20 protein-coding genes are annotated in these 25,065 nt (G+C 72.6%); 9 read left to right on the top strand and 11 right to left on the bottom strand.

Annotated features, from left to right (window positions below; all coding sequences use genetic code 11):
* Positions 1-116: 116 nt before the first annotated feature.
* Together tig and ACFQE5_RS21560 are read right to left on the bottom strand one after the other, a co-directional pair.
* Positions 117-1,595 (bottom strand): trigger factor, encoded by a 1,479-nt coding sequence (gene tig / locus ACFQE5_RS21565; RefSeq protein WP_379587628.1) that lies wholly within the window; start codon positions 1,593-1,595, stop codon positions 117-119.
* 93 nt (positions 1,596-1,688) lie between these two features.
* Positions 1,689-2,072, bottom strand: a complete 384-nt coding sequence (locus ACFQE5_RS21560; RefSeq protein ID WP_379587627.1) for a hypothetical protein — start codon at positions 2,070-2,072, stop codon at positions 1,689-1,691.
* Between the two features lie 139 nt (positions 2,073-2,211).
* Here ACFQE5_RS21560 and ACFQE5_RS21555 point away from each other — a divergent pair, with 139 nt between their 5' ends.
* Genes ACFQE5_RS21555 through ACFQE5_RS21545 form a run of 3 tightly spaced genes read left to right on the top strand, consistent with a single transcriptional unit; the run spans position 2,212 to position 3,757 of the window.
* Entirely contained in the window at positions 2,212-2,850 is a 639-nt protein-coding gene (locus ACFQE5_RS21555) for an RNA polymerase sigma factor (RefSeq protein WP_379587626.1), read from the top strand.
* A complete protein-coding gene (locus tag ACFQE5_RS21550) occupies positions 2,841-3,422 on the top strand; it encodes an Asp23/Gls24 family envelope stress response protein (protein WP_379587625.1) in 582 nt (193 codons plus the stop codon). Before ACFQE5_RS21555 ends, ACFQE5_RS21550 begins: the two co-directional genes overlap by 10 nt.
* Entirely contained in the window at positions 3,419-3,757 is a 339-nt protein-coding gene (locus tag ACFQE5_RS21545) for an Asp23/Gls24 family envelope stress response protein (protein ID WP_379587623.1), read from the top strand. Before ACFQE5_RS21550 ends, ACFQE5_RS21545 begins: the two co-directional genes overlap by 4 nt.
* Here the strand turns inward: ACFQE5_RS21545 and ACFQE5_RS21540 are convergent.
* A complete protein-coding gene (locus ACFQE5_RS21540; RefSeq protein ID WP_379587621.1) occupies positions 3,754-4,497 on the bottom strand; it encodes a (2Fe-2S)-binding protein in 744 nt (247 codons plus the stop codon). The two genes, ACFQE5_RS21545 and ACFQE5_RS21540, sit on opposite strands and share 4 nt — an antisense overlap.
* A 462-nt stretch (positions 4,498-4,959) precedes the next feature.
* Between ACFQE5_RS21540 and gltB the strand changes: the two genes are divergently transcribed.
* Both gltB and ACFQE5_RS21530 read left to right on the top strand, forming a co-directional pair.
* Positions 4,960-9,492: a glutamate synthase large subunit gene (gene gltB / locus ACFQE5_RS21535; protein WP_379588073.1), complete on the top strand. Its 4,533-nt coding sequence runs from the start codon at positions 4,960-4,962 to the stop codon at positions 9,490-9,492.
* Positions 9,485-10,939 carry a glutamate synthase subunit beta gene (locus ACFQE5_RS21530; protein WP_379587620.1) on the top strand — a complete coding sequence of 485 codons (1,455 nt, stop codon included), beginning with the start codon at positions 9,485-9,487 and terminating at the stop codon, positions 10,937-10,939. The genes gltB and ACFQE5_RS21530 overlap by 8 nt, the downstream gene beginning before the upstream one ends.
* A gap of 52 nt (positions 10,940-10,991) precedes the next feature.
* Here ACFQE5_RS21530 and ACFQE5_RS21525 read toward each other — a convergent pair whose 3' ends face one another.
* Together ACFQE5_RS21525 and ACFQE5_RS21520 are read right to left on the bottom strand one after the other, a co-directional pair.
* Positions 10,992-11,936, bottom strand: a complete 945-nt coding sequence (locus ACFQE5_RS21525; RefSeq protein ID WP_379587619.1) for an alpha/beta hydrolase family protein — start codon at positions 11,934-11,936, stop codon at positions 10,992-10,994.
* Positions 11,933-12,283 (bottom strand): hypothetical protein, encoded by a 351-nt coding sequence (locus tag ACFQE5_RS21520; protein ID WP_379587617.1) that lies wholly within the window; start codon positions 12,281-12,283, stop codon positions 11,933-11,935. The genes ACFQE5_RS21525 and ACFQE5_RS21520 overlap by 4 nt, the downstream gene beginning before the upstream one ends.
* A 68-nt stretch (positions 12,284-12,351) precedes the next feature.
* Between ACFQE5_RS21520 and ACFQE5_RS21515 the strand changes: the two genes are divergently transcribed.
* Positions 12,352-12,921: a helix-turn-helix domain-containing protein gene (locus ACFQE5_RS21515; protein WP_379587615.1), complete on the top strand. Its 570-nt coding sequence runs from the start codon at positions 12,352-12,354 to the stop codon at positions 12,919-12,921.
* A 93-nt stretch (positions 12,922-13,014) separates the two neighbouring features.
* A complete protein-coding gene (locus ACFQE5_RS21510; RefSeq protein ID WP_379587613.1) occupies positions 13,015-15,366 on the top strand; it encodes a penicillin-binding protein in 2,352 nt (783 codons plus the stop codon).
* Positions 15,367-15,419: 53 nt separating this feature from the next.
* Here ACFQE5_RS21510 and tatA read toward each other — a convergent pair whose 3' ends face one another.
* Positions 15,420-15,638: a Sec-independent protein translocase subunit TatA gene (gene tatA / locus ACFQE5_RS21505; RefSeq protein ID WP_379587612.1), complete on the bottom strand. Its 219-nt coding sequence runs from the start codon at positions 15,636-15,638 to the stop codon at positions 15,420-15,422.
* 100 nt (positions 15,639-15,738) lie between these two features.
* Here tatA and ACFQE5_RS21500 point away from each other — a divergent pair, with 100 nt between their 5' ends.
* A complete protein-coding gene (locus tag ACFQE5_RS21500; RefSeq protein ID WP_379587611.1) occupies positions 15,739-17,226 on the top strand; it encodes an LCP family protein in 1,488 nt (495 codons plus the stop codon).
* A 55-nt stretch (positions 17,227-17,281) separates the two neighbouring features.
* Here ACFQE5_RS21500 and ACFQE5_RS21495 read toward each other — a convergent pair whose 3' ends face one another.
* Positions 17,282-17,971 carry a phosphatase PAP2 family protein gene (locus ACFQE5_RS21495; protein ID WP_379587610.1) on the bottom strand — a complete coding sequence of 230 codons (690 nt, stop codon included), beginning with the start codon at positions 17,969-17,971 and terminating at the stop codon, positions 17,282-17,284.
* Positions 17,972-18,585: 614 nt separating this feature from the next.
* Between ACFQE5_RS21495 and ACFQE5_RS21490 the strand changes: the two genes are divergently transcribed.
* A complete protein-coding gene (locus ACFQE5_RS21490) occupies positions 18,586-19,224 on the top strand; it encodes a dienelactone hydrolase family protein (RefSeq protein WP_379588071.1) in 639 nt (212 codons plus the stop codon).
* Between the two features lie 9 nt (positions 19,225-19,233).
* Here the strand turns inward: ACFQE5_RS21490 and ACFQE5_RS21485 are convergent, their stop codons facing one another.
* The 4 genes from ACFQE5_RS21485 to ACFQE5_RS21470 all read right to left on the bottom strand — a co-directional run bounded on the left by ACFQE5_RS21485 (position 19,234) and on the right by ACFQE5_RS21470 (position 24,956).
* Entirely contained in the window at positions 19,234-19,491 is a 258-nt protein-coding gene (locus ACFQE5_RS21485) for a hypothetical protein (protein ID WP_379587609.1), read from the bottom strand.
* A gap of 170 nt (positions 19,492-19,661) precedes the next feature.
* Positions 19,662-21,173, bottom strand: coding sequence for a helix-turn-helix transcriptional regulator (locus ACFQE5_RS21480; RefSeq protein WP_379587608.1), 1,512 nt, complete (start codon positions 21,171-21,173; stop codon positions 19,662-19,664).
* Between the two features lie 382 nt (positions 21,174-21,555).
* Positions 21,556-23,052, bottom strand: coding sequence for a dynamin family protein (locus tag ACFQE5_RS21475; protein WP_379587607.1), 1,497 nt, complete (start codon positions 23,050-23,052; stop codon positions 21,556-21,558).
* Positions 23,049-24,956 (bottom strand): dynamin family protein, encoded by a 1,908-nt coding sequence (locus ACFQE5_RS21470; RefSeq protein ID WP_379587606.1) that lies wholly within the window; start codon positions 24,954-24,956, stop codon positions 23,049-23,051. The genes ACFQE5_RS21475 and ACFQE5_RS21470 overlap by 4 nt, the downstream gene beginning before the upstream one ends.
* Positions 24,957-25,065 lie beyond the last annotated feature (109 nt).

Genomic DNA, 25,065 nt, shown 5'->3' with positions numbered 1-25,065 from the left:
GCGGACCCGGAGCCGTCGCGATCTGTGAGACCCGACCCTACGCGGACCCGGGGCCACCTGACCGAGACCAACGCGGTTGTTCGCTGTCGGCGCAGCGGGCAGCCGCCCACGTCACCTCAGGCGCTGGTCGACGCCGGCTTGTCGGCCCCGGAAGCCTCGGACTGCTCGGTGACCTCGGACTGCTCGGTGACCTCGGACTGCTCGGTGCCCTCGGCCGAGTCCGATGCCTGCGCCGAGTCCGACGCCTCCGCGGCCTCGTCCTCGGCGCCGTCCTCGGGACCGAACAGCTCGGCCAGATCGACGACGTTGCCCGAGCTGTCGGAGACCGTCGCCGCCCGCACGGCGGCGACGAGTGCCTTCGTGCGCCGGACGTCGGCGTAGATCGTCCCGAGCTGACCGGCCTGCTGGATTCGCTTGACGAACTCGTCCGGCGCCATCCCGTACTGCTGGGCCTGGAAGATGATGCGCTCGGTGAGCTCCTGGTCGTTGACCGAGACCTCCTTCGCGTCGGCCAGCGCGTCCAGCACCAGGCGCGTCTTGACCGACTTCTCGGCGTCGGCACGCGCCTCGGCGTCGAACTCCTCGCGGCTGCGCCCCTGCGAGCCGAGGAACTCGGCGAACTTGTCCTCGTCGTGGTCGAAGGCGTGCACGGCGTCATGCAGCCGGGAATCGACCTCGGCCTGCACGACGCTCTCGGGCAGCGGCACCTCGGTGGCCTCGACGATCGCCTCGAGGACCTTGTCCCGGGCCTGCGCGACCTGTTCCATCCGGCGCATGCGGGCGAGCCGCTCCCGCAGGTCCGCGGTGAGCTCGTCGAGGGTGTCGAACTCGCTGGCGAGCTGAGCGAACTCGTCGTCGGCGTCGGGCAGGTCGCGCTTCTTGACCGAGGTGACGGTCACCGTGACCTCGGCGTCGCGGTCGGCGTACTCGCCGGCGACCAGCTTGGTGGTGAACGTCTTCGACTCACCCGCGGACAGCCCGACGATGGCCTCGTCGATGCCCTCGATCAGACCACCCTTCCCCACCTGGTAGGAGAACCCGGTGGTCGTCGCCTCCTCGACGGGGGTGCCGTCGACACTGGCGGACAGGTCGATCTGGACGAAGTCGTCCGTCTCCGCGGGCCGGTCCACTCCGGTCAGCGTGCCGAACCGGCCCCGCAGCTGGTCGAGCTGCTCGGTGACCTGCTCGTCGGTCACCTCGACGTCGTCGACCGACACCGAGAGGCTCTCGAGGTCGGGGAGGGTGATGTCGGGCCGGACGTCGACCTCGGCGGTGAAGGTGAGCTTGTCCCCGTCGGCGAGCTCGGTGAGCTCGATATCCGGCCGCCCGATCGGCTTGACCTGCTCCGACGCGCTGACCGCCTCCCCGTACTTGGCCGGGATGGCCTCGTTCACGACCTCGTCGAGGACGACGCCGCGACCCAGCCGGGCCTCGAGGATGCGCGCCGGAGCCTTGCCGGGGCGGAAGCCCGGAATGCGCACCTGCTGGGCGATCTTCTTGTACGCGCGGTCGAAGCTGGGCTTGAGCTCGTCGAACGGCACCTCGACGTTGATGCGGACGCGCGTCGGGCTGAGGTGCTCGACGGTGCTCTTCACGGTGGTACTCCTCGAACTGGCGGACTGTAGTCGGAGACGGCGGGTCCGGCCGATCGCCGGGGCGATCAGGCGGCATCACCGGTTCGCGCGAGTCTAGGCGAGACCGGCATGCCGGCCCCAGCCGCCCGCTGCGTGCCCGGCACCGCCGTGCGGCCCGCGCCGGGGCGGCGGAACGGTGGGCGCGTCCTCGGCGATGTCGAAGAAGGTGACCTCGACCGCGACCGGGCCGAGCACGTCGCGCACGAGCGCGCCGATCTCGTCGGACAGCCGGGGCAATGCGACGCCGGGCCGCACGACCACCCCGACGTGCGCCGACCCCGCACCCACCTGGACCCCGAGCACACGGCGCCGACCCGGAAGGTAGGAGGCGACGGTGCCGTACGGACCCCCGTCGAGACGCACGACGCCACGGTGACCGAGCACGGCAGCGGCCACCGCGTGGACAGGGTCGTCGGCGGGGGCCGCGGGATCCGGCACCCGCCCAGAGTACGTGGTCATCACCGGTTACGCCCGGTCTCGCGCCCCGGGTGCGACTATGCTCGCCGGCGCGGCTCGACCATCGGTGGGGGGTGCGCGGCCCGCGTGCCTCGACCGCAGGCGAAGTGAGCGGAGAGCGGTGACGGCAACGCAGCGCGCTGACGATCACGATCTGTCCCGGCACGTTTCCGCCGCCCCACACGGCGGCCGGACCGACGGCTCGGGGCTCGACGAACCGACGCTGGTCGTGCGGGCCCAGGAGGGAGACCTCGGCGCCTTCGACGTCCTCGCGCGGCGCCACCAGGCCGCGCTCTACCGGCTGGCGGTGCGGGTGCTGGGCAACCGGGCCGACGCCGAGGACGCATTGCAGGACGCCCTGCTGGACGCGTGGCGGCGGATCGGCGGGTTCCGGGGCGAGGCCGACTTCTCGACCTGGATGTACCGGATCGTGACGAACCGGTGCCTGGGCCTGCTGCGCGGGCGAGGGCCCGCGCAGCCGGTGGCCGAGGTGACCGACGGCGGGGCCGAGGTCGTCCCCAACCCCACGCGACAGCCCTCGCCGGAGGGCGCCGCCGAGTTCGACGCGGGCCTGGCGGCGCTGCGGGCGGCGGTGGCGGGGCTTCCCGTGCAGCAGCGGGTCTGCTTCGTCCTGCGCGAGCTGGAGGGCCTCGGCTACGCCGACATCGCCCGGATCACGGGCGCGAGCGAACCCGCCGTGCGCGGCCGGATCCACCGGGCACGCACCCGGGTGGCGGAGGTGATGCGGCCATGGCGGTGATGCTGCACGCCGATACCGCGGCCGCGGGGCGCCCGATCGAACCGCTGCCCTGCGGTCGCGACGCCGCGCAGGTCTGGGACCACGCGACGAGCCGCCGCCCCGACGCCCACGAGCTCGGCTGCCCGCACTGCACCGCGGTGGCCGCGGATGCCCGCGGCCTGGCCCGATTTGTGCACCGGATCGCGGCCGAGCCGCTGGATCCGCCGCCGTCGCTGCTCGGCCGGGTGATCGGGGCGGTCTCGCTCGAGCGCTTCCCGCACGATTTGGTGACGTTGGAGTCACCGCACGGGCCCGTCGCGCTGAGCCGGGCCGCAGCCGCCGCGGTGCTGCGCCACGGCGTCGATCAGCTGGACGGGGTGCGGGCTCGCAGCTGCCGCATCGAGCAGCCCGATCCGGGTGCGCTACACGTGGCGATGACGGTGACCGTGCGCTTCGGGGCGGACCTGACGACGCTGGCGGCGCGGGTGCGCAGCCGGGTGCTGGCCGAGGGCGAGCAGACCCTCGGACTGCCGGTGCGCCGGGTGGACATCGAGATCGTCGACATGTTCGACGTGCCGGGGGTCCCGAGGTGAGCGGGGTTCCCTACCACGTCGGTGAGCGGCTGCTGGCCCGGCTGGCGGCGCGGCACGCCCGGCAGGTGCCCGGGGTCGTCGGCGTGTATCCGGGCCGGGTACCGGCCCCGCCGGACCTCGCGGGTCCGGCGCGAGGTCACCCCGCCGTCGCGGGCGCCTCCGCGCGGGTCGACGACGGGTCGGCCGAGGTGACGATTGCGATCATCACTCGGCTGGGCGAGAGCTGCCGCGACGTCGCGGTGGCGGTCCAGGAGGCGGTCGGCGCCGCACTGTCCCGCGACACCGGCCTCACCGTCGAGGTCAGGGTCGTCATCACCGACGTGCTGCTCGACTAGCTTTGCGCACGCGCAGCTCCGAGCACGCAGTCGCCGCAGATTCCCCCGCCTTCGACCCGGTAGTAAAGGCAACAGGACCGGCGCCGGAAGGTCCATTCGACATCGGGCGGGCTCGGCGGCAGCCGTTCCCCCGATCCGGTGAACGGGCCGCGATCGAGCACCGCGCCGGCGATGCGGGCGGCGCGCGCCGCGGCGGCGGGACGGCCGGTACCGATGAGCCGTTTCCCGGCCGCCACGCTCGACGCCGCATTACCCCACAGCAGCCGCTCGGAAATGCGCACCTGTGCGCGCACCGCCGCGACCAGCGGGGCCAGGTGCTCCTCGACCAGCAGATCGGTGAACGCCCGGGCCGCGGCGGCGGGATCGGCGGGCAGCGGCTCGGCCGCGGGGTCGGCGGCCCACAGCGGCCAGGGCCCGGTCACCGAGACCCGCCAGTGCAGCGAACGCGCCGTGAGCAGCGGCAACGCGCCGTGCAGGATGACGACCGCGAGCGGCGCGGAGAGGATCCGGGCGGCCAGGCCCTGGAACGCGATCGAGGCGGCGACGCGGTCGTCGGCGCCGTCCAGCACCCGCCGAACGTGCGCGATCCGGGCGCGCAGCGGCTCCGGGTCCGTGTACAGGTCGGCCATCGGGCGCCAGGTCGGATCCACCCGTTCGGCGGGGTTGGTCATCACCTCGAAGAAGGGGCCGTATCCGGCCACGTCGGCGAGCACCGCCCGGATGTCCACCGCTTCTACCACTCGAATTGCTCCTGAAAGTCGTCGTTTGGGCGTTATGCCGGGACAGGCCGATACGACCAAATGGTTGAAATTCGCCATCCTCCCGGACTTGATTGTGATCACAACGTAGTCGTGGTGGTCACTCGCCTCGTCACTGGCGCATTCACCGGCTGGCATGCGACTCTTTAGCTTGGTCGACCGCTCTCGACGCTGTGCGCGGTCGCGCTGTGCGATGGACAGGCTGACGTTCGGGTCACGCCGGCCGGGCATCGCACATGGAAAGCCCACCGGAGCGTCACGCTTCGCTCCGGGACCGCACCGACCGGACGGGCTCCCGGGTCAACACGGGGAGCCTCGGATCCTGGCTCGGTCCGCCATGTGTACACGTCGTCGTCCCGATGCGTCGATCGTCGGGGTGCACAGAGACGACAGGAGGAGCCGTTGGCTGCGATCAGCGACCAGGCCCACGCCCCGTTGGGCGTGATGAAAAGTCCCACCGAAGGCCTCTACGCCCGCGACCATGAACACGACGCCTGCGGCGTCGCGATGGTCGCCGACCTCGCCGGACGGCGCGACCACAGCATCGTCCGCAAGGCGCTGACGGCGCTGCTGCGCCTTGAGCACCGGGGAGCACGGGGCGCGGAGGCCAACACCGGTGACGGGGCGGGGATCCTGATCCAGATCCCCGACACCTTCTTCCGCGAGGTCGTCGACTTCGAGCTGCCGCCGGCGGGGACGTACGCGGCCGGGATCGCGTTCCTGCCCGCCGAGCGCGCCGAAGCCGACGTCACCGTGGAGAAGATCAACGCACTGGCCGCGGAGGAGGGACTGCGGGTACTGGGCTGGCGCGAGCTGCCCACCGACCCCGACAAGGCCGACCTCGGCCCGACCTCGCTCGCCGCGATGCCCAGCTTCCGCCAGCTGTTCCTGGCGGGCGCCGAACGGGACAACCCGCCCACCGGGATCGACCTGGAGCGGCGCACCTTCTGCCTGCGCAAACGGGCCGAGCACATCACCGGGGTGTACTTCGCCAGCCTCTCCCCGCGCACCATCGTCTACAAGGGCATGCTCGCCGAGCCCCAGGTGGAGGCCTTCTACCCGGACCTGTCCGACGAGCGGGTGACCACGGCGCTGGCGGTGGTGCACTCCCGGTTCTCCACCAACACGTTCCCGGCGTGGCCGCTGGCCCACCCCTACCGCTACGTCGCGCACAACGGTGAGATCAACACCCTGCGCGGCAACCGGAACTGGATGGCCGCCCGCGAGGCACTGCTCGCCTCCGACGTCCTGCCGGGCGACCTGCAGCGGCTCACCCCCGTCGTCACCCCGGACGCCAGCGACTCGGCGACCTTCGACGAGGTGCTGGAGCTGCTGCATCTGGGCGGCCGCAGCCTGCCGCACGCGGTGCTGATGATGATCCCCGAGGCGTGGGAGAACCACGCCGAGATGGACCCGGCGCGCCGCGCGTTCTACGAGTACCACTCGACGCTGATGGAGCCCTGGGACGGCCCCGCGCTCGTCGCGTTCACCGACGGCACCGTGATCGGCGCCGTGCTCGACCGCAACGGTCTGCGCCCGGCCCGCTACTGGGTCACCGAGGACGGGCTGGTCGTGCTGGCCTCCGAGGTCGGCGTCCTGGACGTCGACCCGGCGACGGTGGTGCGCAAGGGCAGGCTCGAGCCGGGCCGGATGTTCCTGGTCGACACCGCGGCCGGCAAGATCGTCGACGACGACGAGATCAAGGGCGAGCTCGCCGCCGCGCATCCGTACGCCGACTGGCTGCACGCCGGTCTGGTCCGGCTCGAGGAGCTGCCCCCGCGCGCCCGCGAGCACATCGCGCACTCCGCGCTCGTGCACCGCCAGCAGTCGTTCGGCTACACCGAGGAGGAGCTGAACGTCCTGCTCCGCCCGATGGCCGCGAGCGGTGCCGAACCGATCGGGTCGATGGGCAACGACGCGCCGCTGGCGGCGATCTCGCAGCGCCCTCGGCAGCTCTACGACTACTTCACCCAGCTGTTCGCGCAGGTCACGAACCCCCCGCTGGACGCGATCCGGGAGGAGCTGGTCACCTCGCTGCAGAGCCAGCTGGGGCCCGAGCAGAACCTGCTCTCCCCCGGCCCGGCGAACTGCCGGCGGCTGCTGGTGCCGTTCCCGGTGCTGGGCAACGACGACCTCGCCCGGATCATCCACGTCAACGACGACGGGGAGTTCCCCGGCTTCGCCTCGCACGTGGTGCGCGGCCTGTTCACCGCCGCCGAGGGCGGCGCCGGGCTGGTCCGCAGGCTCGAGGAGATCAAGGCCGAGGTGTCGCAGGCGATCTCGGACGGAGCCCGGCTGATCGTGCTGTCCCAGCGTGACGTCGATGCGGCGCATGCGCCGATCCCGTCGCTGCTGCTGACCGGCGCCGTGCACCAGCACCTGGTGCGGGAGCGGACCCGGACCCGGGTCGGGCTCATCGTCGAGTCCGGCGACGCCCGCGAGGTGCACCACATCGCGCTGCTGATCGGCTACGGCGCCGCCGCGGTCAACCCGTTCCTGGCCATGGCGGCGGTCGAGGATCTCGCCGAGCGCGGCGACATCCCCGGTGTCGACGCCGAGACCGCCACCAGGAACCTGATCAAGGCACTGGGCAAGGGCGTCCGCAAGACGATGTCCAAGATGGGCGTCTCGACGGTCGCGTCGTACACCGGCGCACAGATCTTCGAGGCCATCGGGCTGGGTCGGGAGGTCATCGACTCCTGCTTCACCGGCACCAGCTCGCGGCTGGGCGGCGTCGGCTTCGACGTGCTCGCCGAGGAGGTGCTGCGCCAGCACCGCAAGGCGTTCCCGGCGGACGGGGTGCGACCCAGCCACCGCGCGCTCGAGGTCGGCGGCGAGTACCAGTGGCGCCGCGAGGGCGAACTGCACCTGTTCAACCCGCAGACGGTGTTCAAGCTGCAGCATTCGACACGCTCGGGCCGCTACGAGATCTTCAAGGAGTACACCCGCGCCGTCGACGACCAGGCGCAGCGGCTGATGACGCTGCGCGGGCTGTTCCGGTTCGTCGAGGGCGCCCGCCCGCCGGTGCCCATCGATGAGGTGGAGCCGGTGGAGTCGATCGTGAAACGGTTCGCCACGGGAGCCATCTCCTACGGCTCGATCTCCCAGGAGATGCACGAGACGCTGGCGATCGCGATGAACCGGCTCGGCGGCAAGTCGAACACCGGTGAGGGCGGGGAGAACCCCGAGCGGTTCATCCCGGACCCGGACGGGGACTCCCGCCGCAGCGCCGTCAAGCAGGTGGCCTCCGGCCGCTTCGGCGTGACCAGCGAGTACCTGGTCAACGCCGACGACCTGCAGATCAAGATCGCGCAGGGCGCCAAGCCCGGTGAGGGTGGGCAGCTGCCGGGCAGCAAGGTCTACCCGTGGATCGCCGAGACCCGCTACTCCACCCCGGGCGTCGGACTGATCTCCCCGCCGCCGCACCACGACATCTACTCGATCGAGGACATCAAGCAGCTCATCCACGACCTGAAGAACGCCAACCCGGCCGCGCGCGTGCACGTCAAGCTGGTCAGCCAGGTGGGCGTGGGCACGGTCGCGGCGGGCGTGGCGAAGGCCCATTCCGATGTCGTGCTCATCTCCGGGCACGACGGCGGCACCGGCGCCTCACCGCTGTCGTCGATCAAACACGCCGGTGGGCCGTGGGAGCTGGGCCTGGCCGAGACGCAGCAGACGTTGCTGGCCAACGGGTTGCGTGACCGGATCGTGGTGCAGACCGACGGCCAGCTCAAGACCGGCCGCGACGTCATGATCGCCGCGCTGCTCGGCGCGGAGGAGTTCGGCTTCGCGACCGCGCCGCTGGTGGTGTCGGGCTGCATCATGATGCGGGTCTGTCACCTCGACACCTGCCCGGTCGGCGTCGCCACCCAGAACCCCGAGCTGCGCAAGCGGTTCGACGGGCGCCCCGAGTACGTCGTCAACTTCATGCGGTTCGTGGCCCAGGAGGTCCGGGAGTACCTGGCCCAGCTCGGTTTCCGGACGCTGCAGGAGGCGATCGGGCACGCGGAGCTGCTCGACACCGATGCTGCCGTGGCGCACTGGAAGACCGAGGGGCTGGACCTGCGTCCGATCTTCCACACGCCGCCGCTGGCCCCCGGTGCACCCCGGCACTGCACGAGTTCCCAGGACCACGGCCTGGAAAAGGCCCTGGACAACACCCTGATCCAGCTCGCCGAGGGCGCGCTCGCCACCGGCGACACGGTCCGGCTCGACCTGCCGGTGCGCAACGTCAACCGGACGGTCGGCACGATGCTCGGCTACGAGGTGACCAAGCGGTGGGGCGGGCAGGGCCTGCCCGACGACACCATCGACATCACGCTCACCGGCTCGGCCGGGCAGTCGTTCGGCGCGTTCGTGCCCCGGGGGATCACCCTGCGGCTGGTCGGGGACGCGAACGACTACTTCGGCAAGGGGCTGTCCGGCGGGCGGCTCACGGTGCGGCCCGACCCGGCGGCGCCGTTCGCGGCCGAGGAGAACATCATCGCCGGCAACGTGATCCTCTACGGGGCGACCTCCGGTGAGGCGTTCATCCGCGGCGTCGTCGGGGAGCGCTTCTGTGTGCGCAACTCGGGTGCGCTCGCGGTCGTCGAGGGGGTCGGCGACCACGGCTGCGAGTACATGACCGGCGGCCGCGTCGTCGTCCTCGGCAAGGTCGGGCGCAACTTCGCGGCGGGCATGTCCGGCGGTATCGCCTACCTGCTGGACCTGCCGCGACACCGGGTCAACACCGAGATGGTGGACCTCGACCCGCTCGACGACGACGACCGCGAGTTCCTGCGCACGACGGTGGAACGGCACCACGCGGAGACCGGTTCCGCCGTGGCACGCACGCTCCTGACGGACTGGGACGTCGCCGTCGAGCGCTTCGGCAAGGTCATGCCGAAGGATTTCAAGCGGGTTCTGCAGGCCCGCGCGCAGGCCGAGCGGGACGGCCGGGACGTCAACCAGGCGATCATGGAGGCGGCACATGGGTGACCCGAAGGGCTTTCTCACCACGCCCCGGGAGGCACCCACGCGCCGTCCGGTCGCCCTGCGCCTGCTGGACTGGCGCGAGGTCTACGAGGATTTCCCGCACGACCGCCTCGAGGCACAGGCCGGGCGCTGCATGAACTGCGGCATCCCGTTCTGCCACCAGGGCTGTCCGCTCGGCAACCTCATCCCGGAGTGGAACGACCTGGTCTACCGGCGCGACTGGCGGGAGGCCTTCGAACGGCTGCACGCCACGAACAACTTCCCGGAGTTCACCGGGACGCTGTGCCCCGCACCGTGTGAGGCGGCGTGTGTCCTGGCCATCAACAGCGACGCCGTCACGATCAAGCAGGTCGAGGTCGAGATCGTCGACCGGGCCTGGGACGAGGGCTGGGTGACCCCGCAGCCGCCCGAGGTCAAGACGGGCCGCACGGTCGCCGTCGTCGGTTCCGGCCCCGCGGGGCTGACCGCGGCCCAGCAGCTCACCCGAGCCGGGCACGAGGTCGTGGTGTTCGAGCGCGCCGACCGGATCGGTGGGCTGCTGCGTTATGGCATCCCCGAGTTCAAGATGGAGAAGTCCCGCCTCGACCGGCGCCTGCGCCAGATGCGCGAGGAGGGCACCCTGTTCCGCGCCTCGGTCGATGTCGGGACCGACGTGACCGCTGCGCAGCTGCGGGACGACTTCGACGCGGTGGTGCTCGCCGGCGGGGCCACCGCCTGGCGCGACCTCCCGGTGCCCGGCCGTGAGCTGGACGGCGTCCACCAGGCGATGGAGTACCTGCCGCTGGCCAACCACGTGCAGCAGGGCGATATCGACGAACCGCCGATCACCGCGCAGGGCAAGCATGTGGTGATCATCGGCGGCGGCGACACCGGGGCCGACTGCCTGGGCACCGCGCACCGTCAAGGCGCCGCATCCGTGACCCAGCTGGAGATCATGCCGACACCGCCGCAACGCCGGACGCCGGGGATGCCGTGGCCGACCTACCCGATGATCTATCGGGTCTCCTCGGCGCACGAGGAGGGTGGTGAGCGGGTGTACTCGGTCAGCACCACCGAGTTCGTCGACGACGGCGCCGGCGCGGTCCGGGCGCTGCGACTGGTCGAGGTGTCCCGGGGCGCGGACGGCAGGTTCAGCCCCGTCGCGGGTACCGAGCGGGAGATCCCGGCCGACCTGGTGCTGCTGGCCATGGGCTTCGTCGGCCCGGAGAAGGGCAGGCTGCTGGCCGACCTGGGCGTGGAGTTCGACGAGCGCGGCAACGTCGCGCGCGACGAGGACTTCATGACCAGCGCCGACGGGGTGTTCGTGGCCGGCGACATGGGCCGGGGTCAGTCGCTGATCGTGTGGGCGATCGCGGAGGGCCGGGCGGCGGCCGCGGGCGTCGACCGCTACCTGACCGGCCGCGACGTGCTGCCTCGCCCGATCGACCCGACGGACCGGCAGATCGCCTGAGCAGTGCCGGTACGTGAGTGGCGCATGCGTCGCGCGGTGACGCGTGCGCCACTCACGCGGCGAGCGCCGGAAGGTTGTGGGCGACCCAGCCGGCCACCTCGGTGAGCAGCTCCGGATCGACCGGCCTGCGCAGCTGCGAGCGGTAGGTGCGCAGGCTGGCAGGCCGGGGGTCACGGCGCAGGATGTGCGTGAGATCCGGCGTGCGGCGCGTCTCGACCGGGCCGGGCACGAGCTCGGCGATCGCGGCGAGGTCGTCCGGGTCGACCTGCAGGTCCTTGTCCCCGGTGATCGCCAGCACGGGGACGGTGATCGCGGCGAGATCGGGCCGCGGATCGTGGGCGAGAAACTCCCGCAGCCAGCGGGCGTTGACCCGCGCACCGCGGACCCGGGCGATGTCCGTGGTCGTGGCCTTGATCCGGGCGATCGAGGCCGCCTGCTGCCGGTGGATGTCGGTGCGCAGCAGCTTCAGCAGCAGCGCCACCGGCCGCGGTAGGTCGTCACCGATCATCCGGGCCTGCCAGAGCAGCACCTCCTCCCCGGGCTGGGCCGGGCAGGCCAGCAGCACGACCGCCGCGGTCCCGCCGCGGGCCCCGAGTGCCGCGGCGTGCAGCGCACCCTCACTGTGGCCGATCACCGCCACCGCGTCGGCCCGCACCTCCGGCCGGGCCCGCAGCGCGGCCAGCGCCGCCTCGGCGTCCTCGCGGTTCTGTACGAAGCCGGCGGCCTTCCAGTTGCCGGGCGTGGCGCCCACCCCGCGCCGGTCGTAGCGGAACAGCGCCACGCCGCGCTCGGCGAGCGTCCGGGCGAGGTCGCCGCCGAGGGCCAGTTTCATCCGGCCGGCATCGGAGTTGCGGTCCACCGGGCCGGACCCGGGCAGGAGCAGGGCGGCCGGATGCGGACCCGTCCCCAGGGGCAGGGTCAGCGTGCCGGCCAGCGCCACACCGTCCGGGCTGTGCGCGTCCATGGCCACCTCGCGCACGCCCGCCGCGGGGTTCATCGACGTCCTCGGCGAAGGTCGCGCGCCACCCGCTCGGGCTCGTCGACGCTGACCACCAGCTCCTCGAACGGCATGTCGGCCAACACCACCCGCACCGCCGGACGCCCGGCGCGGGCGACGGCGAACGACTTCGCGCCGCGCCGACGCCAGGTGCCGATCTTCGTCCGGAACGGCACGGCCAGCCCGGGCGCGCGCAGTCCCCGCACGGCGGCCAGCGGTGCGGGGACGACCGAGACATCCCGGACCGCCGACAGCGGCATCCGCAGGTTTCCGTGCAGGCTCCAGATCTTCTCCCCCAGGGTGAGCTCCAGGACCAGGTCCTGACCGTCCGTTCGGAGTACCGCCATCTCCCCTCCCACTGTTATCGATTTTGAGAACGATATCATCTATGAGAATATTTGGTCGAGGTGAGGTGATGGCGACCGCGGATCTCCTGCTGCACCCGGTGCGGCTGCGCATCCTCAAGACCCTGCTCGACGGCCGCGATCGGACCACGTCCGAGCTGCGCGCCGAGCTGCCCGACATCGCGTCGGCGACGCTCTACCGGCATGTCGCCCTACTCGCCGAGGCCGGCGTGCTGGCGGTCGTGGCGCAGCACCGGGTCCGAGGGGCGGTGGAACGGACCTACCGGTTGCGCCAGGGCGCGGCCGAGATCGACGACGACGCGCTCGCCGCCATGACTCCGGACGATCACCGGCGCGCCTTCACCGCGTTCGTCGCCGGACTGCTCGCCGACTTCGATCGTTACCTCGACCGCGACGAGGTGGATCTGCGTCGCGACGGGGTGGGCTACCGGCAGGCGACGCTGTGGCTCACCGACGGTGAGCTGGACGCGCTGCTCACCGAGCTGCGCGCGGTCATCGCCGCCCGCCTGCCCAACCCCCCGGCCCCGGGCCGCGTCCAGCGCCTGCTGTCCACCGTGCTGCTGCCCGGCGGGCGCCGCGCCGGGACCGATGCGCCTGGCGAGACGCGAGAGGTCCGGTGAGCGACGCCGTGCGGCGGGTTGCACGATGGGGGTAGGCGTCCCGGCGCCAGAGCCGCGCTGACGCCCGCCACCCACGAGAACGGGGACAACGCGATGCACCTGCCCGGCCGGATCGGACCCATCCGCCACGCCGTACTCAGGTTGCTCGTCCTCTGTGTGGTCGCCGGAACGGTGCTCGCCGGCCTGCTCGCCCCCGTCGTCGTGGGGGCGGGCCTGGTGTCGAACGGGGTGAGCCGATCGGCCGGCGAGGTGTCGGCCCGGCACGTCGGCCCGCAGCTCGACCGGACCAGGTTGCCTCTGGTGTCCACCGTGCTCGACCGGACCGGAGCGCCGATGGCGCTGCTGTTCGACCAGTACCGGCTCCCGGTGTCCTACCAGCAGATCTCTCCCGAGATGGACGCCGCCATCATCGCGATCGAGGACCGGCGGTTCTTCTCCGACTCCGGCGTGGACCCGCGCTCGATCCTGCGGGCACTGCTGGCCGACAGCGTCGGTGACAGCACCCAGGGCGCATCCACGATCACCCAGCAGTACGTGAAGAACTATCTGATCAACGTCATCGACCGCGGCGACCCGGTCGCGCAGCAGGCCGACCGCGCCGACACGATAGGACGCAAGCTGCGCGAGGCCGAGATCGCGATGCAGGTGGCACGGACCATGCCGAAAACGGACGTTCTCGCCGGATACCTGAATGTCGTCGAGTTCGCCGGCAACATCTACGGCGTCGGCGCGGCGGCGAAGGCCTACTTCAACACCACGCCCGATCGGCTGACGATCCCGCAGGCGGCCCTGCTCGCCGGAATGGTCAACAACCCGAACCGCTACAACCCCTACACCCATCCGCGGCAGGCCCTCGACCGGCGCAACACCGTCATCGACGCGATGGTGCAGGACCGGTCGCTGCCGGTGGCCGACGCGGCGACCGCAAAGGCCGCCCCGCTCGGGGTGGTGCCCGACGGTCCGGTGATCCCGGGTGGCAGCTGCCTGGCCGCCGCGCCGGACGCCGGGTTCTTCTGCTCCTACGTGGTCAGCTACCTGGCACAGGCCGGACTGTCCGCCGACCAGATCACGACCGGGGGCTACACGATCACAACCACGATGGACCCGGTGGCCAGCCGGGCGATCAAGGAGGCGGTCGACCGGAACGTACCGACCGCACAAGACGGCGTCGCGAACACGTTCGCACTGATCCGGACGGGAACCGACACGCACCAGGTGCTGGCCATGGCCGCCAATCGCAACCTCGGCACGCATGGCGACCGGGGCGAGCGCGCGACGAACATCGTCGCCGACCCGAGCAATGTGTTCGGCGCCGGCTCGGCGTTCAAGATCTTCACCACCGCCGCCGCGTTGGAGGCGGGCACGGTCGGCTTCAACTCCACGCTGCCCAACCCGCCGTTCGGCTGTTTCCTGCCGCCGACCGCCCACCGTCATGCCCCCTGCTATCCGGTGCACAACGACGGGACGAACTACCCCGACCCGATCAGCCTCCAGGACGCGCTGGCCACCTCGCCGAACGTGGCGTTCGTCAACCTGGAGTCCCGGGTCGGCGTGCCCGCGGTCGTCCAGATGGCCCAGCGTCTCGGGCTGCGCCATACCTTGCAGGCCAACGACGCGGGCCATCCACCGGTCACCGACCCGGACAATCCGTTGTCGCGCGACCCCCAGTACTCCGAACCGCAGTCCCGGTACTTCCAGGACCTGCTGTCGTTCACCCTCGGCGACAGCCCGGTCAGCACGCTGGAGATGGCCAACGTCTCCGCCACGGTTCTCAGCGACGGCGTGTGGTGCCCACCCACCCCGATCCTGTCGGTCACCGACCGCAACGGCCGACCGGTGCCGATCGCGCAGGAGCCGTGCGAACAGGTCGTCTCACCCGGGCTGGCGCACACCCTCGCGGCCGGGCTGAGCCGGGACACCACGGCCGGCACCTCGGCGGCCGCGGCGGCCGCCGCCGGCTGGCACCGCCCGGACATCGGCAAGACCGGAACCACGAACGAGAGCGAGTCGGTGGCGTTCGTCGGCGGCGTGGACGGCTACGCCGCGGCCTCGATGGTCTTCGCCGACGGCACCCATCCCCGGGAGATCTGCCCGGGGACACCGGTCCACCTCGGCGACTGCGGACACGGCGCGTTCGGCGGCACGGTCGCCGCCCCACCGTACTTCGCGGCGCTGAACCAGATCCTCGCCGGACAACCCGACCAGCCGATCCCCGGACCCGACCCCGCGTACCTGCGCACCGGGGACCGCGGTCCGATCGTCCCGTACGTGGTCGGCGGCCAGGGCGACGCCGCGGTCACGGCCCTGGCGCAGGCCGGATACCCGGCGACCGTCCGCGAGGTCACCTCGACCGCACCGAAGGGCCAGGTCGTCGGGCAGACCCCGCAAGGGAACACACCGACCGGGACGCCGATCACCCTGTACGTCAGCGGGGGGACGACATAGGGCCGGCTCCGTTCCCGCGCTCACGGGCACCGCGCGGCGGCCCGCCCCTGCGGTCAGGCGCCCGGGCCGCCGGAGTTGTCCCGCCGGACCTCGCCCTCCTTGCCGAGCTCGCCCGGCCGTTGCGGGTCATCGTGCAGGCCCGCGGTCTCGGCCCGGAGAATACGAAGGGACCGCCCCATCCCCCGGGCCGCATCCGGGAGCCGCTTGGCCCCGAACAGCACGACGAGGACGCCGATCACGATCAGCCAGTGCGTTGGACTCAGCGCGCCCATACCTGACCTTCCGCTCGTAGGTGCTGGGCTAGGTTAGTCACCGGCGCACCGGCGCCGATCGGTCGGGTTGTCGGCGCTCGTGAAGAGGCCGGAGGACGGGATGCTCGGACAGCGCGCCCGGGCCGGTGTCTGGCATCGGCCGGCCATCCGCTGGTGGCGCATCGTGCTGGCGTCGCTGTCCGCGCTGACGTTGGTCGTCACGGGCTACGGCTGGTCGCTCTACCGGCAGCTCGACGGCGCGATGGTGACCAGCGATGTGCTCGGCGGTGTGCGCGGAGCCGATGGGGCGACCGACATACTTCTCGTCGGGTTGGACAGCCGCACCGACGCCCGGGGCAACCCGCTACCGGCCGACGTCCTCGACGCGCTGCATGCGGGGGCGGACACCGGGGAGCTCAACACCGACACTCTCATCCTGGTGCGCATCCCGAACGATCCGACACGCACGGCGACCGCGGTGTCGATCCCCCGCGACTCGTACGTCGACATCCCCGGCTATGGCACCCACAAGATCAACTCAGCGTATCCGCGGGCGGCGAACACCGAGCGCGGCCGGCTACAGGCGGAGGGCGTCACCGGAGCCGACCTGGTCCGGCGTTCCAGCCTGGCCGGCAGGCGCGCCCTGATCGCGACCGTCGAGCAGCTCACCGGCGCCTCGATCGATCATTACGCCGAGGTCAACCTGGCCGGGTTCGCCGAGATCACCGCGGCCGTCGGCGGCGTTCCGGTCTGTCTCACCGCGCCCGCGAACGACCCGTTCTCGGGGGCGGACTTCCCGGCCGGCCCGCAGACCCTCCAGGGTCCCGCGGCCCTGGCCTTCGTCCGCCAGCGCCACGGCCTGCCCCGCGGCGACCTGGACCGGGTGGTGCGCCAACAGGCATTCCTGGCGAGCCTGGCCCATCAGGTGCTGTCCACCGGCACCTTGACCAACCCGGCCGCGCTCAGCGGCCTGATCGGGGCGGCGAGCCGGTATGTGGTGCTCGACCAGGGCTGGGATCTGATGGCCTTCGCTGCGCAGCTCCAGGGGCTGGCCACCGAGCGCATCCAGTTCCGCACCATGCCCACCGGCCGCCCCGATCTACGCACCCCCGCCGACGGGGTCGCCGTCCAGGTCGACCCGGCCCTGGTGCACGCCTTCTTCGCCGATCTGGGCGGCGTCGGCGACGCCGCCGACTCCGGCCGGCGAGACTCCGGCGGACCCGCGACGAGCCGGGTCACCGTCGACGTCCGCAACGGGACCCAGCGAACCGGGCTCGCCGCGGCCACCCAGGACTTCCTCGACAACTCCGGCTACGTGCCCGGGGTCCTGGGCAACGCCGCTCCCCGCACGCGCTCCGCCGTGCGTGCCACCGCTGCGGACCAGCAGGCCGCGCACCGGATCGCACAGCTTCTCGGCGGCCTGCCGGTCCAGCGCGAGGACAGTCTGGCGACCGGACGGGTCGAGGTCCTGCTCGGCCGCGACTATGTCGGACCCGGCACGTCCGACCGCCCTCGCATCCCCGCCCCACCGCCCGGCGATGACGCCCCACATGCCCAGCCCGACCCCGGACGGGTCATCACCGCGAACGGCGTGCCCTGCGTCAACTGAGGCGAACAGCCGTACCCGACGATGACCTCGGGGCGGTGCAGGCGCTCAGGGGCCGCTACCTGCGGCGGATCCGCGGCACCTGGTCATGAGCCCTGGTCGGGGGGAGCGGCACCGAGGAGGCGCCACGACGCGGTGGCCGCGCCAGCCGGCCGGGTCCGAGCAGCCAGCCCAGGGATCCACCGCGCAGCCGAGCCACGGTGCGGCCGAGCAGCAGCCGGGACGGCAGTGCGACCACCAGCGCGCAGGCCATGCCGACGAGGAGCCCGGCGATCACATCGTGCGGGTAGTGGGCACCGAGGTAGACCCGCGAGAACCCCATGAGCAGCGCGAGACCGACCGCGATCCAGCCCAGCCTCCGGTGCACGACCAACACCGCCACCGCCAGCGCCGCCGCCGCCGCACTGTGGTTGCTGGGAAAGGCGAAGTCGGTCGGCGGAGCGCAGGGCAGCACGGTGACCGGGACCGCCAGGACGTCACACGGCCGGACCTCCGCGACCATGTCCTTGATCACGAGGTTGACGCCGATGGCCAGTGCCAGCGCGAGCGGGGCCGTCAGTGCCGCGGCGGCGGTCGCCGCGCTGGCGTGCCGAGCCCGCAGCCCACCCGCGAGGAGCAACACGGCAAGCAGCACGAAACCGACAGACGTATATATCAGGACAATGGAATGGAGCCACGGGGTGATCTCGGCGAAACGGACGATTTCCAGATACCAACCAGAATCAATGTAGTCAATCGACTGAACCACCGGGGAACGTCCTTTCGCGAGTCCGGCGCCGAGCATACTGCCAACCGCTGCTGCCACACTTGCGACGAAGCAGTACCAGCCGCCCCACAAACCGCTTCCACCAGCGGCGAAGGGCAGACATACGCCATGTAGAAGGGCGACAAAAGGACGGAACCCGACGAGCTCGTACAACCGTCCAGAATAGTTCCACCGACCACCGGCAATTACCCCGGGGCGGCCGTTTCGGGCGTTACCCGCGGACCATTCGACGGGCGGCTTCGTTTGCCCTGCGGACCCCTGCGACGACATGCACAACCACACAGTGGCCACGGGCGACGCGTGGGTTCGGGAGGATGCGCGATGGCATGCTGCGATCCGGATCGACGGCGTCCGTCTGCCCGGTCGCCGGGGCCACCGCACCGCCGGTGAGCGGCGGCCGGTACCGAATAATCTGCCGACGGCTGACGCGACCGGTCCGACGGCTCGGCGACCCGGTCACCGACGATCAAGGTCCGCTCGGCGGCCGGATGTCGGATGCCGCATCCTGGCGATCGCTCCCGCGTTGTCCGAGATGACCGGGGCCGGCGGAACGGGGAGCCTCCGCCGGCGCCGGTTTACCTCTTCGGACGTTACGCATCGGGCCGGTCCGGACGGTCCCGCCCGGCGGTCGCGTCGTCGTGCTGCCCGACGTGCGCGGCTTGCATCCCTACTACCGCGATCTCACCGTCCGTTTCGCCGAGGCCGGATTCGACACCGTCGCGATCGACTACTTCGGGCGCACCGCCGACACCGATGACCGCGGCGACGACTTCGACTGGCAGCCCCATGTCCACACGGTCGTGCCGGGCGACGTCGCCGCCGACGTCGCGGCCGCCCTCGCGCATCTCGACGCGGAGGGGTCCCTCGGTCCGGCATTCACGGTCGGGTTCTGCTTCGGCGCCAGCCAGTCATGGCGGCTCTCGGCGAGCGACCTCGACCTGGCCGGGGTGATCGGGTTCTACGGCCAGCCGCAGCGGGTGAACGACGTCATCGACGACATGCGGATCCCGCTCCTGCTGCTCATCGCGGGCGACGATGCGGCGACCCCGCCCGAGGAGTCCGCCGCGTTCACGGCTCGGCTCGAGGCGGCCGGTGTCCCCTACGAGGCGTGGACCTACGACGGGGCCCCGCACTCGTTCTTCGACCGCGCCTTCGCCGAGTGGGCCGACGCCTGCGCCGACGCGTGGCGGCGGATCCTGGACTTCACGTCGAGCCGCTCCGCACCGGTCGGCTGAGCGGGCGACTCAGGACTCGATGAGCACGAGGTCGAACGCGACGTCGCCGATCCACACCCGCAGCCCGTCGCCGTCGTCGGTGATGTAGCCGTCCTCCTCCTCCCCCAGCTCCCGGGAGGCGCCGAGAGCGAGCCGGTTCAGCTCGACGCGGCCGTCGCCGAGGTCGCGCGGGCGGTACTCGGAGGCCAGTCGCGCCGTGCGACTCTCGGTGGCCAGCCAGTGGGCATTCTCAGGACCGACCTCGGCGACCCAGCGCTGCGTCCGCATGTCGCACAGTATGCGGGAAAGATCAGCTGCACGCGTCCGGACGCGGCGGTGCTCACCAGCCGACCGCCGGGCACGAACCGGGCGCCGATCGCGACCTCGACCGAGACGATGTCGATCTGCGCCGCGGATGCAACCGAAGGCGTGGCCGGCTGACCCCGGAACGGGCGCGTTCAGCCGGCCGCGCCGACCGAGCCGGCCGGCAGCCGGGACCGTAGCGCGGCGACGAGCTGGGCGCGATTGACCGCGCCCAGCTTCTGGCGCAGCCGCGCGACGTGCTGTTCCACCGTCTTGGGCGAGATGAACAACCGCGCGCCGATCTCCTTCTGGGTGAGCCCGTCGAGCACGAGGGCACCCACCTCGCGCTCCCGCTCGGACAGTCCCCCGGCGGGTTCCCGGTCCTCCGCCGACGGCTTGCCCACCAGAGCGCGGGAGCGCCCGAGCAGGTCCCGGGCGGCGGCGGGCTCGGCGGCCCGCTCGGCCGCGGCACGGCAGAGGGCCGCCGCCTCCCGCGGACGTCCGGCGTCGGCGAGCCCGCGAGCCGCGGCGGTCACTGCGGGCGGGTCGATGTTCCCGGCCAGCACCGTCGCCCAGGTCCGCGCGGCCGCGGCCAGCGCCGCCAGGGTCCCGGAACCGGGGTCGGCCAGCGCGCCGAGCCGCTCCGCGGCCGACGCGACCATGTCCCGGTCACCGTCGGCGACGCCCCGCTGCAGCCGCCACCACTGCTCGCTCGCCACACACCACGTCGGCGCGCCTGCCCGGCCGGCCGCGGCGGCAATCGCGTCGGAAAGGGAGTCGCCGTCCCGGGGCGACACCCTGGCGGCCGCGGCCGCCAGCTCGCCCCAGACGTCGAGCAGGAGCGGCTCCACGTCGGCGCCGACCACCACCGGCACCACGCGGTGCCAGGTCGCGGCCAGCGCGGCCTCGTCGCCGCAGCGCCGGGCCAGCCCGACGCTGACGGCCGCCGCGAGGACGGCGTTGCGCCGCAGGACCGGCGTCTCGGCCGCGGCCGCGAGCCCCGCCCGGGCCTCCGCCAGCCGACCCGCCCGCAGGTCCAGCCAGGCGGTGAGCAGCCGGTGCCGCGGGGTCGAGGGCCGATGGTGGTCGTGCGCCGCGAGCATCGCACGCGCCGTGCGGTCGTCACCGGCGGCGGCGAGAACGGTGACGGCGAGCTCGTCCCAGCGTTCGACGGTCAGCGGATCGGCGGGCACCGTCGCCGCCGCCAACCCGGCCAGGCGGCGCGCGGCCCTTACCGGGTTGCCGCGCTGGGCCTCCAGGGTGGCGTCGACACCGTCGAGCAGCACGGTGAGCCCACGGGGCGCCGGATCGGGCAGGGCCTCGCGCGCGGCGGCGAGGTCGGCGTCGGCGGCCTCCAGGTCACCGGCGAGCGCGGCGGCGAGCGCGGCGCGACCAAGGGCCCAGGCCCCCCGGCTGTCCGGCAGCGCGGCCGCGACACCCCGCCAGCGGACGGCGGCGTCGCGCAGGGCGCCGTCGGCTGCGGCGGCCGCGGCGACCACACCCGCGGCGCGGCAGTCGATGTCGGCGCCGCCGGCGAGGACCTGATCCGCGACGTGGATGGCCTCGATGACCGCACCGTCTCGCCAGAGCCGCTCGACACCCAGGCCGGCGGGTTCCACCGCCGCATCGTCGTGAACCTCGTGCACCCGAGCTGTCGTGATCGGCATGTCCCTCACCGTGCCCCCCGATCGGCTCATCGTCGCGCCCCCATGGTCTGCCATGCCGGCACGACGGCGTGTGTCCGCGCGTACGACCGGCGCTCGATGCTCCCGGTCACGAACCGCGGTGTTCGCAGGCATCTCCGAGACTCCCCCGTCCCGGTGCACCGAAGCGGTCGGCGCATCCGCCACGACCATGGTGGCGCCGGGATCCGGCGCGGGCGAGGGTGAGCGCCCCCGGGCGAGCGGGGGTTATCCCCCGCTCTCTGCGCGTCATGGAGCCATGATGCGCGGGAGCGGGGCAGGTTGTGCGCGTTATGGAGCCATGATGCGCGGGAGCGGGGCAGGTTGTGCGCGTTGTGGAGCCATGACGTTCAGGGGGGTCATGGGGTCAGCGGGGGGTGAGTGCGGCGAGCATCCCCTCACAGCTTCGGATGACCACGCGGCACGCCTCCGTCGCGGCGCGGCCGAACATCGGGTTGACCGCATGGTTCTGCCATCGGTGCAGCGTGGCGAGCGCGGCGTTACGCACCTCGAGCGCCCCGCAGCCCGCGGGCAACCCCAGGCGCTGTCGCGGGGCCGGACCGGCGGCCCCGAGCAGCCGCTCGGCCTCCCCGGCCATCTCCCGCGGCAGCGTGACCGCACCCGAGCGCAACGCGCTGAGCAGCCGCAGCTCGGTGAACTCGTGCGCGTTCGCGAGGATCCGCTCGACCTGCGCGGCCAGCGGGCCGTCGGTGCGGCCGTCGGCCCGCAGCACGCGCTCCAGCGCCAGCAGCGCCGAGCGGGCCTTGAGCAGGTCGCGCCGCTGGGTGAACTGGGTGTGCAACACCCGCTGCAGATCGGGCAGGCCGCTGCGGGCGACCAGCTCCGCGGCCAGCGTCGGGCTGTCGGTCGTGCCCTGCCGGATGAGGGTGGTCGCCAACCGGATGCCGAACAGGCCGAACCGGCGCAGCAGGGCGTCGCGGTCCTCCCCGATCTCGACCGCATCGGCCACGGCCCCCTCGGCGCGGCGGAACCGGTCGACGGACAGCAGCGCGGCCTCCAGCTCGGTGCGCGGCACCCCGGCCAGCCGCGCCATGGTGACGAACTCCGCGTGCCGCAGGGTACGCCCGGTCTCGGCGAGCAGCCCCGCGACGGCGACCACGTCCTGGCAGAGCCCGCGCACGGTCGGCTCGGCCCGGTAGCGATGGGCGATCGCCCTGGCCGAGATCATCGCGTCCACCCGTCCGGCACCGATCTCGTCGGCCCGCGAGATCACCGCGATCGCATTGACGGCCCCGGCGCTGGCCACTCCCTGGTCCCGGAAGGCCTCGAGCAGGTCGATATCGGCGGTGTGCAGGTGGCGCATGAGGTAGACGACCGCGTCGGCCTCGGTGGGGGTGTCGGCTTCCTCGGGGTCGATGAAGGTCAGGGTGCGCCGCGCGGTCTGGGTGGACATCGACGCGATCCCCGGGGTGTCGATCAACGTGGTGCCGCGCAGCCCCTGCGAGGGCCAGTCGACCACCAAGCGGTCCAGGTCCTCGGCCGCGGCGCCCTTCAGCTCGATGACGAGCGCCCCGTCCCGGCGGACGACCGGCAGCGGCACCGGCGCGCCCGAGCGCGGGTACATGACCACCCGTGGGCTGTGCCCATCGCGGTACCAGGTGACCACGCGGGTGCACTCCCCCGCGTCGGTCGGCGCGACCGGCTCCCCGACCAGCGCGTTGAGCAGCGTCGACTTGCCGGCCTTGACCTTGCCTGCGATCGCGACGCGCAGCGGCTCGTCGAGCCGGTCCAGCTGGTCGCGCAGCAGGGCGGCGGTGCGCGGGCGGTCCCGGTAGAGGTGCGTCGCCTGTCGGAGAACCTCGCGCACGGCGTCGGACAGCGCCCCGTACGGTCGGCCGTTCATCCCGCCTGCACCCGCTCCGGTGCCGGGGAACCGGCGTCCTGCGCCGCGGGCGCCGCGGCGGGTTGCGCGGCCGGTTGCGCGGCGGTGGCCGGCTGGAGCAGGGCCTTGGCGGCCCGCCGCACCTCCTCCAGCTTCGCCAGCTCGGCCGGGATCTCGCGCAGCCGCCGCTCCTGGTCGGCCTTCGAGGCCTTCACCGAACTTTCGGCGGCCCGCACCGCCTCCTGCAGCGAGCGTTTGGCCTGTTCGGCCTGCTCGGTGAAGTGGTCGCGCAACTCGCGCTGCAACGCGCGCAACCGGTCGCGGGAGTCCTTGCCCACCTGGAAGATCACGTCGTCGATGTGGCGGCGCACGGCGGTCTTCGCCTCGTTCTGGCGGCGCGTGACCAGACGCTTGCGCTCCTCGCCGATGGCCTTGCCGCCCAGCACGATCCCGGCGCCGATGGAGAGCGGGTTGACGACCGACGTCAGCCCGACGAGGGTGCCGAGCATCCCGAACATGAGCATCCCGGTGTAGCTGCCCCGCAGCCCGGTCAACGCCTTCTGCCCGATACCCCACGGCTGGACCTCGCGCAGGGTCAGCGGCTGTACCGTCCGCTGCGCGACGATGGCCTCGGAGCGCAGCGTGGGCACCAGCTGGTCGCTGTCCTCCGAGAAATGCTCGGCGACCCGGCGGGCCAGCCACCGGGCCCGCTGCGTCGCCCAGACGAAGTTCGCCGACGCGGCGGCCGCCACCTCCTGCTGCACCCAGCGCGAGAACTCGTCCCACGTCTTGGTCGGATCGCCGCCCTCGGTGAGCGTGTCCTCGGCGACCCGGGCGATCTCGCGCATGCGCTCGCGCAGGTCGTGGTCGATATCGGCGTTGAGATCGGCGACGCCGTCGCCGAGAGTCTGCTGCCAGCGCGCGGACCGCTCCCGCAGCTCGGTGGCCCGCTGCTGGGCCTCGGTCAGCCGGACGACGAGCTCGTGGACGGACTCCGGGTCGCGCCGGGCGGCCTGCTCGGCCCGCAGGCCCTCGGCGAGCTGCCCGGTGACCGCCAGCACGTCCTGGGCCGTCGACCGGCGTCCCAGCCGGTCGGCCTGACCGAGGACCCGGCGGCGCAGATAACGCACGAGCGCCGGATAGCCGGACTCCTCGTTGAGCGCGGAGTCGTTGTCGAGCACGGCCTGCCAGCGCAGCGTGGAGGAGACCGGGAACAGCGGGGCGCCGATCCCGATCGCGGCCAGATGGCCTTCGTCCAGCTCCGCGACGCGCCGCCACTCGGGGTAGAGGTCGTTCTTCGTCAGCACGCAGGCCACGTTCGGGCAGACCGCGACCGCCTGGCGCAGGAACGTCAGCTCGGGCTCGGTGTACTCCTGCGAGGCGTCCGAGACGAGCAGGATCGCATCCGCCGAGGGGAGCGCCGCCATCGTCGCCGACCCGTGCACCGAGGACAGCCCGCCGACCCCGGGGGTGTCGACCAGCTCCAGCCCGCCGGCCAGGATCGGCCGGGGCACCCCCACCTCGACGCAGGCGAGCCCTCTCCGGTTGCCGGGGTTGCCCCCCTCGCCGACGTGGTCGGCCAGTTCCTCCGCGGGCACCTCGACCCGCTCGGTGCGCTGCTCGGCAGGGTCGGCCTCGGGGTTGAGCACCCGCACGGCGGTCACCGTGACCGTCTCGGCGTGCCGGACGACCGTGGGGACCGCGGTGGCCACGTCGTCGGCGACCGGGCAGACCGGGGCGCCGACCAGGCCGTTGACCAGCATGCTCTTGCCCTGCTTGAACTCGCCGACGACCAGGACCCGGACGCTGTCGTCGGTCAGCCGGGCACGCGCCTGCCGCAACCGCGCCTCCAGGTCCGGCCGGTCGTAGCGGGCGACCGCGGCGAGGGCGGAGTCCACGACCTCGACCGGAGCGGTGGGTGCCACTGCTGCCCCTCCCGGATCAGACGGTGGTCTCGACGGTGTCGTCGGTGGCCACGACCTCGTTACCGGCCGGTTCGCCGCCGAGGTCCTCGGCCGTCGTCGTGGCCGCGGT

Origin of the sequence: Pseudonocardia hispaniensis (assembly GCF_042658695.1) — a bacterium.
Lineage (GTDB): Bacteria > Actinomycetota > Actinomycetes > Mycobacteriales > Pseudonocardiaceae > Pseudonocardia > Pseudonocardia hispaniensis.
Note: the sequence above shows the minus strand (reverse complement) of the source record. Positions and strands in the feature narration are given on the sequence as shown.

What these genes read in the sequence shown, in the direction of transcription:
- ACFQE5_RS21550 (WP_379587625.1), top strand. Translation starts at nt 2,841, where the DNA reads ATGGCGGTGATGCTGCACGCCGATACCGCGGCCGCGGGGCGCCCGATC.
- gltB (WP_379588073.1), top strand. Translation starts at nt 4,960, where the DNA reads ATGAAAAGTCCCACCGAAGGCCTCTACGCCCGCGACCATGAACACGAC.
- ACFQE5_RS21530 (WP_379587620.1), top strand. Translation starts at nt 9,485, where the DNA reads ATGGGTGACCCGAAGGGCTTTCTCACCACGCCCCGGGAGGCACCCACG.
- ACFQE5_RS21525 (WP_379587619.1), bottom strand. Translation starts at nt 11,936, where the DNA reads ATGAACCCCGCGGCGGGCGTGCGCGAGGTGGCCATGGACGCGCACAGC.
- ACFQE5_RS21520 (WP_379587617.1), bottom strand. Translation starts at nt 12,283, where the DNA reads ATGGCGGTACTCCGAACGGACGGTCAGGACCTGGTCCTGGAGCTCACC.
- ACFQE5_RS21515 (WP_379587615.1), top strand. Translation starts at nt 12,352, where the DNA reads ATGGCGACCGCGGATCTCCTGCTGCACCCGGTGCGGCTGCGCATCCTC.
- ACFQE5_RS21510 (WP_379587613.1), top strand. Translation starts at nt 13,015, where the DNA reads ATGCACCTGCCCGGCCGGATCGGACCCATCCGCCACGCCGTACTCAGG.
- tatA (WP_379587612.1), bottom strand. Translation starts at nt 15,638, where the DNA reads ATGGGCGCGCTGAGTCCAACGCACTGGCTGATCGTGATCGGCGTCCTC.
- ACFQE5_RS21500 (WP_379587611.1), top strand. Translation starts at nt 15,739, where the DNA reads ATGCTCGGACAGCGCGCCCGGGCCGGTGTCTGGCATCGGCCGGCCATC.
- ACFQE5_RS21485 (WP_379587609.1), bottom strand. Translation starts at nt 19,491, where the DNA reads ATGCGGACGCAGCGCTGGGTCGCCGAGGTCGGTCCTGAGAATGCCCAC.
- ACFQE5_RS21480 (WP_379587608.1), bottom strand. Translation starts at nt 21,173, where the DNA reads ATGCCGATCACGACAGCTCGGGTGCACGAGGTTCACGACGATGCGGCG.
- ACFQE5_RS21475 (WP_379587607.1), bottom strand. Translation starts at nt 23,052, where the DNA reads ATGAACGGCCGACCGTACGGGGCGCTGTCCGACGCCGTGCGCGAGGTT.